The organism is Sphingomonas sp. (genome assembly GCF_035317925.1).
In the GTDB taxonomy this organism is placed as follows: Bacteria; Pseudomonadota; Alphaproteobacteria; order Sphingomonadales; family Sphingomonadaceae; genus Sphingomonas_I.
Window position 1 is genome coordinate 1 of the sequence record NZ_DATHFV010000040.1, and the last position, 10,393, is coordinate 10,393.

Consider the following 10,393-nt stretch of genomic DNA (forward strand, 5'->3'; position numbering starts at 1 on the left):
CCGCTCTATCTTGAGACGCGCGACTTCAGCGGTGAGCATGTCATGCCCTTCCGCCAGCATCGGCATCTTCTCGTCGCTCGCCATTTCAACCGAACCCCTTGTGAATACCGTCAAAATAACCCCCGCGCCGCCGGTTGGCGACGCCCGCATCTTGGTGATGTCTGGGATCGTCAGTCAGCTATGATAGGATTGGAGCGACCGCACTTCAAGGCTGTGCTCCCGCATGGCCGCGATCGCCCGTACCGCGGCCAGCCCGCCCGCCGCCGTGGTGAAGTAAGGAATCCGCGCCAGCATGGTCGAGGCGCGGATCGATTTGCTATCCTGCAGCGACTGCCAACCCTCGGTCGTGTTGAACACCAACTGGACGTCGCCGTCCTTGAGCCGGTCGACGATATGGGTGTGGCCCTGCGCGACCTTGTTGACGCGCTCGACCGACAACCCCTGCCCGGCCAGATATTCGGCGGTGCCGTCGGTGGCGAGGATATGGAAGCCGAGTTCGATCAGGTGGCGCACGGCGGGCGCGATCACCGGCTTGTCGCCCGGCTTGACCGAGACGAACACGGTGCCCGCCTGCGGCAGGACGGTGCCCGCACCGAGTTGCGCCTTGGCGAAGGCGGTCGCGAAATCCTTGTCGATTCCCATCACTTCGCCCGTCGACTTCATTTCCGGGCTGAGCACCGGATCGACGCCGGGGAAGCGCGCCCATGGGAAGACCGCTTCCTTGACCGCGATATAGCCGATGTCGAGATCGATCTTGGGCAGATCCTTGAGCATCTCGCCCGCCATCACGCGGGCCGCGATCTTGGCGATCGGCGCGCCCACCGCCTTGGCGACGAACGGCACCGTCCGGCTGGCGCGCGGATTGACCTCGATCAGATAGACTTCGCCGTCCTTGACCGCGAACTGGACGTTCATCAGTCCCTTGACCTTGAGCGCGCGGGCGAGCGCGTCGGTCTGGCGCTCGATCTCGGCGACGATCTCCTTCGACAGGCTGTAGGGCGGCAGCGAGCAGGCGCTGTCGCCCGAATGGACGCCCGCCTCCTCGATATGCTCCATCACGCCGGCGATGGTGACGTCGGTGCCGTCGGCGATCGCGTCGACATCGACCTCGATCGCGTCGCGCAGATAGCGGTCGATCAGGACGGGTGAATCGCCCGACACCTGCACCGCGGTCGCGATATAATTGTCGAGCTGCGCGGGGCTGTCGACCACCTCCATCGCGCGGCCGCCGAGCACGTAGGACGGGCGGGTCAGCACGGGGTAGCCGATGCGTTCGGCGACCGCGATCGCCTCGTCGCGGCTGCGCGCGATGCCGTTGGCGGGCTGCTTCAGGCCAAGCTTGCTGACGAGCGCGGCGAAACGCTCGCGATCCTCGGCCAGATCGATCGCATCGGGCGAGGTTCCGAGGATCGGAATGCCCGCATTTTCGAGTTCCTGCGCCAGTTTGAGCGGCGTTTGCCCCCCAAACTGCACGATAACGCCGACCAATTCGCCGTTCTGCTGCTCGATATGGAGGATTTCGAGCACGTCTTCGACCGTCAAAGGCTCGAAATAGAGCCGGTCGGACGTGTCATAATCGGTGCTCACCGTCTCCGGATTGCAGTTGACCATGATCGTTTCGAACCCTGCATCGCTCAGCGCGAAGCAGGCGTGGCAGCAGCAATAATCGAATTCGATGCCCTGGCCGATGCGGTTGGGGCCGCCGCCGAGGATGACGATCTTGCGCCGGTCGGACGGCTGCGCCTCATTCTCGGGCTCGCCGAACGCGGGCGCCTCGTAGGTCGAATACATGTAGGGCGTCTTGGCCTCGAACTCGGCCGCGCAGGTGTCGATGCGCTTGAACACCGGCCGCACGCCGAGCTTGTGGCGGTGCGCGCGCACCTCGGCCTCGGTCACGCCGCCCGCCATCGCGCTGACCGCGTCGTGGACGATGCCCGAACCGCGCGCGATCTCGCGCTTCATGCCCGGCAGATTGGCCGAATTGAGCGCGAGCCAGGCGAGGCGCTTGTCCGAAAACCCCATGCTCTTGAGCTTGCGCATGCCGGCAGCGTCGCCAGGCAGGCCCTCACGGCAGACCGTTTCCTCGGCGCGGACGATCTCGGCCAGCCGCTCGATGAACCAGGGATCGTATTTCGCGATCCGGCAAACCTCGTCGACCGTGAAGCCTTCGCGCAGCGCCTGGGCGGCGTTGAGCAGTCGGTCGGGCGTCGGTTCGGCCAGAGCCGCCTCGATCTCGGCCTTGGGCGCGCCCTTGAGGCGATCGACGACGTTCAGGCCGGACAGCCCCGTCTCCAGCCCGCGCAGCGCTTTCTGCAGGCTCTCGTGGAAATTGCGACCGATCGCCATCACCTCGCCGACCGACTTCATCGCGGTGGTGAGGTGATCTGACGCGCCCTTGAACTTCTCGAACGCGAAGCGCGGGATCTTGGTGACGACATAATCGATCGTCGGCTCGAAGCTCGCCGGCGTCGCGCCGGTAATATCGTTGTCGATCTCGTCGAGCGTATATCCCACCGCCAATTTGGCAGCGACCTTGGCGATCGGGAAGCCGGTCGCCTTCGACGCGAGCGCGGAGGAGCGCGACACGCGCGGGTTCATCTCGATCACGACCAGGCGGCCGTCCTTCGGATTGACCGCGAATTGGACGTTGGAGCCGCCGGTCTCGACGCCGATCTCGCGCAGCACCGCGATGCTGGCGTTGCGCATGATCTGATATTCCTTGTCGGTCAGCGTCAGCGCGGGCGCGACGGTGATCGAATCGCCGGTGTGGATGCCCATCGGGTCCACATTCTCGATCGAGCAGATGATGATGGCATTGTCGTTGCGATCCCGCACGACCTCCATCTCATATTCCTTCCAGCCGAGGACCGATTCCTCGACCAGAACCTCGGTGGTCGGCGACAGATCGAGGCCGTTGGTGACGATCTCGATGAATTCCTGGCGATTATAGGCGATGCCGCCGCCCTGCCCGCCCATCGTGAAGCTGGGCCGGATGATCGACGGCAGGCCGACGAACTCGAGCGCGGCGACTGCTTCCTCGACCGAATGCGCGATGCGCGAACGCGGGCTTTCGAGCCCGATCTTGTCCATCGCGTTGCGGAATTTGAGCCGGTCCTCGGCCTTGTCGATCGCCTCGGCATCGGCGCCGATCATCACGCAGCCATATTTTTCGAGCGTGCCGTCGTGCCAGAGCGCGAGCGCGGTGTTGAGCGCGGTCTGCCCGCCCATTGTCGGCAGCACCGCGTCGGGGCGCTCCTTCTCGATGATCTTGGCGACGACCTCGGGCGTGATCGGCTCGATATAGGTGGCGTCGGCCATGTCGGGATCGGTCATGATCGTCGCCGGGTTCGAATTGACCAGGACGATGCGATAGCCTTCCTCGCGCAGCGCCTTGCACGCCTGCGTCCCCGAATAATCGAACTCGCACGCCTGCCCGATGATGATCGGGCCAGCGCCGATGATGAGGATCGATTTGATGTCGGTACGCTTGGGCATCAAGGAACCACGTATGTGAGTTGAAAATTGATCGAAGGAAATCTGGCCAGCCTATCGACACCGAGAAGCTTGTCGACGCACGCCTGTTCTTTACGGGCCTGCCCTTGACCCACCTCTTGGGCGTCTTCGTTAGTATCTATTATTGAAGGTCGGCCAGTTAGAAAGCTGCCCTCGTCGAACCGAGCATCGTCCAGGCGGCACCCTTTTTTCACCAGCTCGAACTCGGACTTGGTCATGGGCCTCCCGACTGCCAATCCGCAGCCACAAAGGCACACCAAGGCCAGCGGCGCGGCGGCGCGTATGGAGATCACTTGGCAGACCTAAGCTGGCTCACGAACTGCTCGAACAGATAATGGCTGTCCTGCGGGCCGGGGCTCGCTTCGGGGTGATATTGTACGCTGAAAGCCGGCTTGTCGGTCAGGCGCAGCCCGGCAAGGCTGCCGTCGAACAGCGAGATGTGTGTCGGTTCGGCATTGGCCGGCAACGTCTCGGTCAGCACCGCGAAGCCGTGGTTCATGCTGGTGATCTCGACTGTGCCCGCCTTTGGGCCGTCGCCGACACGCTTGACCGGATGGTTCGCGCCGCGATGGCCCTGGTGCATCTTGGCGGTCTTTGCGCCGACCGCGATGCCGAGCAACTGGTGGCCGAGGCAGATGCCGAAGATCGGCTTGCCGATGCCGAGCAGTTGCTGGATCACCGGCACCGCATAGATGCCGGTCGCGGCCGGATCGCCCGGGCCGTTGGACAGGAACACGCCGTCGGGCGCGTGCGCCATCACCTCGTCGAAGCTTGCGGTCGCGGGCACCACCGTCACGCGCGCGCCGGCGGCGACGAGGTTGCGCAGGATATTGCGCTTGAGGCCGTAATCGATCGCGACGACGTGCGGGCGCGAATCCCCCTCCCGCTTGCGGGAGGGGCTAGGGGAGGGGCTGCCAGCAGGCGCGGCGTCGGTGGCGGATGTGGACTCCCCTCCCCCGACCCCTCCCGCAAGCGGGAGGGGAGAGGCGTAGCCCTCGCCCAGCGTCCACAGGCCGTCGTCCCATGTGTAGCTCTGGGTCGCGGACACTTCCTTGGCGAGGTCCATCCCCTCCAGCCCCGGCCAAGCGCGCGCCTGCTCCTTGAGCGCGTCGAGATCGAACTCGCCCTTGGCATCGTGCGCGATCACGCCGTTGGGCGCGCCGCCAAGGCGGATCGCACGGGTCAGCGCGCGGGTGTCGACGCCCGACAGGCCGATGCGGCCATTATTGCGCAGCCAGCCATCGAACCGCTGGGTCGAGCGGAAATTGGAGGAATCGGTCACATCCTCGCGCACGATGCAGCCCAAGGCGTGCGGGTTGATCGCCTCGATATCCTCGGCGTTGGCGCCGACATTGCCGATATGGGGGAAGGTGAAGGTGACGATCTGCCCGGCGTAGGAGGGATCGGTCATCACCTCCTGATAGCCGGTCATCGCGGTGTTGAAGCAGACCTCGCCGACCGCCGAGCCCTCGGCGCCGAATCCCCTGCCCCAGATGACGCTCCCGTCGCCCAATACGAGCACGCCGGTCGCTCCGTTCGGCGATGGCGCGCGTTGAGACGTGGCGTCGGCCATGGTGGGCGGGCACTCCAATGGGTGAGCAGCGATGTCGCTAAGCGGCGTCCGCTAGACGGCATGCCCGCACGGGTCAACTCTACCAAATTCGGCCGGTCGGGGCTATCAGGGAGGTTTCCGCTCCGTCCGAGAAGACTTCCATGATTCGTGATGAGATTAAGGCGGCGCAGATCGCCGCCATGAAGGCGCGCGACACCGCGACGCTCAACGCTACCCGCCTGATCCAGGCCGCGATCAAGAATCGCGACATCGAGCTGCGCACCGCATCCGTGCAGCCCGAAGACGACGTGCTCGTGACCGAGGTCATGCAGAAGATGATCAAGCAGCGCCGCGAATCGGTCGAGCTGTACGTGAAGGGCGGCCGTCAGGAGCTGGCCGACGCCGAACTGACCGAAGTGGCGGTGATCGAACGCTTCCTGCCGCTGCAGATGAGCGACGCGGACGCCAGCCTCGCGATCGACGCGATCGCGACCGAACTGGACGCGCACTCCCTCAAGGATATGGGCCGCGTGATGGCGGCGCTGAAGGAGCGCCACGCGGGCCAGCTCGACATGAGCAAGGCCAGCGCGCTGGTGAAGGCGCGGTTGTCGTAACAAGCTCCCTTCCCTGCCAAGGGAGGGGTTGGGGGTGGGTGATTCCGCGCAGAATTAATCCCAGACTTGCCACCTTTGCCCGCGCCATGCGGGCGGAACCGACGCCGTTCGAAAATGCGCTGTGGCAAGCGCTCCGAAGCCGCCAACTCGGCGGGGTCAAGTTTAGTCGGCAGATCGTGATCCAGGGCTTCATTTGCGACTTCGTGTGCAGGGATCGGACGCTGATCGTCGAAATCGATGGAGAGACGCACGACCGTGCCGCCGACGCGGACCGCGATTATGCGCTTGGCCGGTTGGGGTATCGCGTGTTGCGCTTCACCAATGCGGAGGTTGCGGGCAATCTCGCGGGCGTGTTGCAGGCGATTCTTGAGATTGTGGAGGGGCGGCTAACCAAGGTGGAACGCCTTGAGGGACGGACCCAGCCCCCGACCCCCTCCCTTGGCAGGGAGGGGGAGGTATGAGTCTCTCCCCCCAATTCCTGGACGAGTTGCGCAATCGCACGTTGCTGTCCGCACTGATCGGGCGGTCCGTCAAACTCCAGAAAGCGGGCCGCGAATTTCGGGCCTGCTGCCCGTTCCATGACGAGAAAACGCCGAGTTTCTACGTCAATGACGACAAGGGCTTTTATCACTGCTTCGGCTGCTCGGCGCATGGCGATGCGATCCGGTTCCTGACCGAAGCCAAGGGCATGCCGTTTATCGAGGCGGTGAAGGAACTGGTCCAGGCAGCCGGCATGGACATGCCCGCGCCCGATCCCCGCTCGGCCGAGCGCGCCGAACGCGCGACCGGGCTGGTGGCGGCATCGGAAGCGGCGCAGCGCTGGTTCGCCGAGCAATTGCAAGGCATCGCGGGCGCCGAGGCGCGGGCTTATCTCGCCAAACGCGGCGTGCCGGACGAACTGGTCAAGGCGTTCGGCCTCGGCTTCTCCCCCGATTCGCGCGGCAAGCTCAAGACCGCGCTGGCAACCTTCGGCAATGAGACGCTGATCGAGACCGGGCTGCTGATCCTGGTCGAGGAGAAGGAGCCGTACGACCGTTTCCGCGGGCGGCTGATGTTCCCGGTGCGCGATGCGCGGGGGCGGACGATCGCGTTTGGCGGGCGCATTCTCGACAGCGGCGAGCCCAAATATCTGAACTCGCCCGACACGCCGCTCTTCGACAAGGGGCGCACGCTCTACAATCTCGACCGCGCCGGACCCGCCAGCCGCAAGGCGGAGCGCGTGATCGTGGTCGAAGGCTATATGGACGTGATCGCGCTCGCCAAGGCCGGGGTCGACGAGGCGGTCGCCCCGCTCGGCACCGCGCTGACCGAGGCCCAGATCGAACGGCTGTGGCGGCTGGTGCCGGTGCCGATCCTCTGTTTCGACGGCGACAAGGCGGGCGTTAAAGCCGCGGTTCGCGCCGCGATGCGGGCGCTGCCGATGGTGGGTCCGGGGCGCTCGCTCAGCTTCGTCACGCTGCCTGGGGGGCAGGATCCAGACGATCTGGTCAAGGCGGGCGGCAAGGCCGCGGTCGAAAATGCGTTGGCGGGCGCGATTCCTTTGGTCGACCTGCTGTGGAATCACACACAGGCGGAAACCCCGCTCGACACGCCCGAGATGCGCGCCGGCCTGCGCCGCCGGCTCGCCGAACTGGCGCAGGGGATCGAGGACAAGGGCACGGCCGAACAATATAAAATCGAATTCCGCCGCCGGTTCGACGCTCTCTTCGGCGCGCCGCAGCGGCAGGAGCAGCCATTCCAGCCCTATGATCGGGGCAGCCGCCAGCCCTTCCGCCGCGATTTCCGCAAGCCCCCGCCCCGCCCCGCCTCCGAGCGCGCGCGATCGATCGGCAAGACCGGGATCGACCGGATGATGGCGCGCGCCGTGATCGCCGGGCTGGTGTTGCGCCCCACGACCGTCATCGCCCATGCCGAGACGCTGGCGGGCATTTCGCTCGGCGATTCCGTGCTGGAACGTGTCCGCGATACGCTGATCGATGCGGCTTTCGCGGGCCGCTCCCTTGAAGGCGACGCCGCGCATTCCATATTGGCGGAAGCGGGCTTAGGCCCTGCGGTGGATGAACTGTGCCGGACGAACGGTCTTGCCTTTTCCTTCCTACGCGGCGATGCGGACCCGAGTCGCGCGGAGCGTGACCTTGGAGAGGCTATCGACGTACTGGTGACGCGGCCGGTGATCGAACAGGCGCTGGCGGAAGCGACGCGCGCCTTCGGCACCACGACCGACGAAGCGAGTTTTGCTGAGCAGCAGCGACTGACTCGCGAAAAACAGGACGTCGAGCGCCGTTTAATGGATTTGATGCAGCCAGACGGCGACTGAACGATTTGACGGGATCAAAGAAGAGCATGGCGAAGACGGCAGTGGCAGCGGCGAATGGCAGCGGCGGCGAAGGCGGCGACGGTGACGCGCCCCTGATCGATCTCAACGATGCGTCGATCAAGAAGGTCTTCGCCCGCGCCAAGAAGCGCGGCTACATCACCTATGACGAATTGAACGAGGCGCTGCCGCAGGACCAGATGTCCTCCGAGCAGATCGAGGACGTCATGTCCGCGCTCAACGAGATGGGCGTCAACGTCGTCGAGAACGAGGAAGCCGGCGAAGACGGCGAGCCCGCGCAGCAGCCAGACGACGACCCCGTCGACGACGAAACCGGCGACGAAACCGTCGCCACCTTCACCTCGACCGCCACCAAGAAGGAAGCGGTCGACCGCACCGACGATCCGGTGCGGATGTATCTGCGCGAGATGGGCGCGGTCGAATTGCTCTCCCGCGAGGGCGAGATCGCGATCGCCAAGCGGATCGAGGCCGGCCGCGACACGATGATCCAGGGGCTGTGCGAAAGCCCGATCACCTTCAACGCGATCATCGATTGGTCGACCCAGCTCAACGAAGGCACGATGCAGCTGCGCGAGATCCTCGATCTCGACGCGATGGTGTCGAAGGGCCCGACCGCCGAGCAGGTCGAGGGCGCCGAGGACGATACCGGCGAGATCAGCGAAAAGAGCGCAGGCCCGTCGTTCAAGGAAGAGGAAGAGCCCGAGGAGGCCCCCGCCGAGACCGACGAGGACGAAGAATCGCTGACCGAGCGCCGCGTACCGCGTCCGTCCGACGACGACGACGAGGACAATACGCTGTCGCTCGCGCAGATGGAGGAGCAGCTCAAGCCGCAGGCGCTCGAGAAGTTCGCGACCATCACCGATCTCTACAAGAGCTTCGCCAAGCTCCAGGCCAAGCGCGTGACCGCGCTCGGGCTGGGCGACGATTTCCCGAAGGGCGAAGAGAACAAGTACCAGAATCTGCGCGAGGAGCTGACCGCGCAGGTCGAGAGCGTGAAATTCCACGCCGCCAAGATCGAGCATCTTGTCGACCAGCTTTATTCGTTCAATCGCCGCCTGACCGCACTCGGCGGCCAGATGCTGCGCCTGGCCGAGCGCCATCGCGTGCCGCGCAAGGACTTCCTCGACCGCTACGTCGGCCACGAGACCGAGGAAGGCTGGCTCGCCACCGTTTCCAAGCTCGACCGCAAGTGGACGGCATTCGCCGTTGAGGAAGCCGCCCCGGTCGAGCGCATCCGCGCCGAGACGGGCGAGATCGCGACCGCGACCGGCATGTCGCTGCCGGAATTCCGCCGCATCGTGAACATGGTGCAGAAGGGCGAGCGCGAGGCCCGCATCGCCAAGAAGGAGATGGTCGAAGCGAACCTGCGCCTCGTCATTTCCATCGCCAAGAAATATACCAATCGCGGCCTGCAGTTCCTGGATCTGATCCAGGAGGGGAATATCGGCCTGATGAAGGCGGTCGATAAGTTCGAATATCGCCGCGGCTACAAGTTCAGCACCTATGCGACCTGGTGGATCCGCCAGGCGATCACGCGCTCGATCGCCGACCAGGCACGCACGATCCGTATCCCGGTCCATATGATCGAGACGATCAACAAGCTGGTCCGCACCAGCCGTCAGTTCCTGCACGAGACCGGCCGCGAGCCGACCCCGGAGGAACTGGCCGAGCGCCTGAGCATGCCGCTCGAGAAGGTGCGCAAGGTGATGAAGATCGCCAAGGAGCCGATCAGCCTCGAGACGCCGATCGGCGACGAGGAAGATTCGCACCTCGGCGATTTCATCGAGGACAAGAATGCGGTGATCCCGGTCGATGCCGCGATCCAGGCCAACCTCAAGGAAACGGTCACCCGCGTCCTCGCCAGCCTGACGCCGCGCGAAGAGCGCGTGCTGCGCATGCGCTTCGGCATCGGCATGAACACCGATCATACGCTGGAAGAAGTCGGCCAGCAGTTCTCGGTTACGCGCGAACGTATCCGTCAGATCGAAGCGAAGGCGCTGCGCAAGCTCAAGCATCCGAGCCGCAGCCGCAAGATGCGCAGCTTCCTCGACCAGTAAGAAAGAACGTCATGCCAGCGAAAGCTGGCATCTCGGGAGGCCGAGTATCCGGCCTCATGAGACCCCAGCTTTCGCTGGGGTGACGATAAGAAAAAAGGCCGCCGGTCCGATTGGGACCGGCGGCCTTTCTTTTACCAGTGTCGGATCAGGCGAAGCTGATCGTACGCTTGCGGCTGCGCATCGCGCCGCCGACGAGGCCGAAACCGCCCAGCATCAGCGCCCAGGAAGCGGGCTCCGGCGCCGGCGACGACGCCGAACCGTCGGTGACGCTGAGATCAACATGGCGGGCGACATAATCCGTGCCGCCGTTAAGAACGGTGAA

Annotated in this window: 7 protein-coding genes and 1 pseudogene; 4 read left to right on the forward strand and 4 right to left on the reverse strand. The window is 65.0% G+C overall.

Annotation, left to right across the window (positions count from 1 at the left end; translation table 11 throughout):
- Positions 1 to 174 precede the first annotated feature (174 nt).
- The 3 genes from carB to carA form a co-directional block, all read right to left on the reverse strand.
- On the reverse strand, positions 175 to 3,495 hold the full coding sequence (carB, locus tag VK533_RS02970; RefSeq protein WP_324374870.1) for a carbamoyl-phosphate synthase large subunit: 3,321 nt from the start codon (positions 3,493 to 3,495) through the stop codon (positions 175 to 177).
- Positions 3,495 to 3,731: a hypothetical protein gene (locus VK533_RS02975; RefSeq protein ID WP_324374873.1), complete on the reverse strand. Its 237-nt coding sequence runs from the start codon at positions 3,729 to 3,731 to the stop codon at positions 3,495 to 3,497. Before VK533_RS02975 ends, carB begins: the two co-directional genes overlap by 1 nt.
- Before the next feature lie 71 nt (positions 3,732 to 3,802).
- On the reverse strand, positions 3,803 to 5,086 hold the full coding sequence (gene carA, locus VK533_RS02980) for a glutamine-hydrolyzing carbamoyl-phosphate synthase small subunit (protein ID WP_324374875.1): 1,284 nt from the start codon (positions 5,084 to 5,086) through the stop codon (positions 3,803 to 3,805).
- 140 nt (positions 5,087 to 5,226) lie between these two features.
- Here carA and VK533_RS02985 point away from each other — a divergent pair, with 140 nt between their 5' ends.
- Genes VK533_RS02985 through rpoD form a run of 4 tightly spaced genes read left to right on the forward strand, consistent with a single transcriptional unit; the run spans position 5,227 to position 10,071 of the window.
- Positions 5,227 to 5,679: a GatB/YqeY domain-containing protein gene (locus tag VK533_RS02985; protein WP_324374877.1), complete on the forward strand. Its 453-nt coding sequence runs from the start codon at positions 5,227 to 5,229 to the stop codon at positions 5,677 to 5,679.
- A 38-nt stretch (positions 5,680 to 5,717) separates the two neighbouring features.
- A complete protein-coding gene (locus tag VK533_RS02990; RefSeq protein WP_324374879.1) occupies positions 5,718 to 6,140 on the forward strand; it encodes an endonuclease domain-containing protein in 423 nt (140 codons plus the stop codon).
- On the forward strand, positions 6,137 to 7,996 hold the full coding sequence (dnaG, locus tag VK533_RS02995; RefSeq protein WP_324374881.1) for a DNA primase: 1,860 nt from the start codon (positions 6,137 to 6,139) through the stop codon (positions 7,994 to 7,996). The genes VK533_RS02990 and dnaG overlap by 4 nt, the downstream gene beginning before the upstream one ends.
- 26 nt (positions 7,997 to 8,022) lie before the next feature.
- Positions 8,023 to 10,071 (forward strand): RNA polymerase sigma factor RpoD, encoded by a 2,049-nt coding sequence (rpoD, locus tag VK533_RS03000; protein ID WP_324374883.1) that lies wholly within the window; start codon positions 8,023 to 8,025, stop codon positions 10,069 to 10,071.
- A gap of 145 nt (positions 10,072 to 10,216) precedes the next feature.
- Here rpoD and VK533_RS17225 read toward each other — a convergent pair.
- Positions 10,217 to 10,315, reverse strand: a pseudogene (locus VK533_RS17225) (PEPxxWA-CTERM sorting domain-containing protein); the annotation flags it as partial.
- Between the last annotated feature and the right edge of the window lie 78 nt (positions 10,316 to 10,393).

Bases quoted from the DNA above. Each gene is read 5' to 3' on its own strand.
- carB (WP_324374870.1), bottom strand. From the start codon at position 3,495: ATGCCCAAGCGTACCGACATCAAATCGATCCTCATCATCGGCGCTGGC.
- VK533_RS02975 (WP_324374873.1), bottom strand. From the start codon at position 3,731: ATGACCAAGTCCGAGTTCGAGCTGGTGAAAAAAGGGTGCCGCCTGGAC.
- carA (WP_324374875.1), bottom strand. From the start codon at position 5,086: ATGGCCGACGCCACGTCTCAACGCGCGCCATCGCCGAACGGAGCGACC.
- VK533_RS02985 (WP_324374877.1), top strand. From the start codon at position 5,227: ATGATTCGTGATGAGATTAAGGCGGCGCAGATCGCCGCCATGAAGGCG.
- dnaG (WP_324374881.1), top strand. From the start codon at position 6,137: ATGAGTCTCTCCCCCCAATTCCTGGACGAGTTGCGCAATCGCACGTTG.
- rpoD (WP_324374883.1), top strand. From the start codon at position 8,023: ATGGCGAAGACGGCAGTGGCAGCGGCGAATGGCAGCGGCGGCGAAGGC.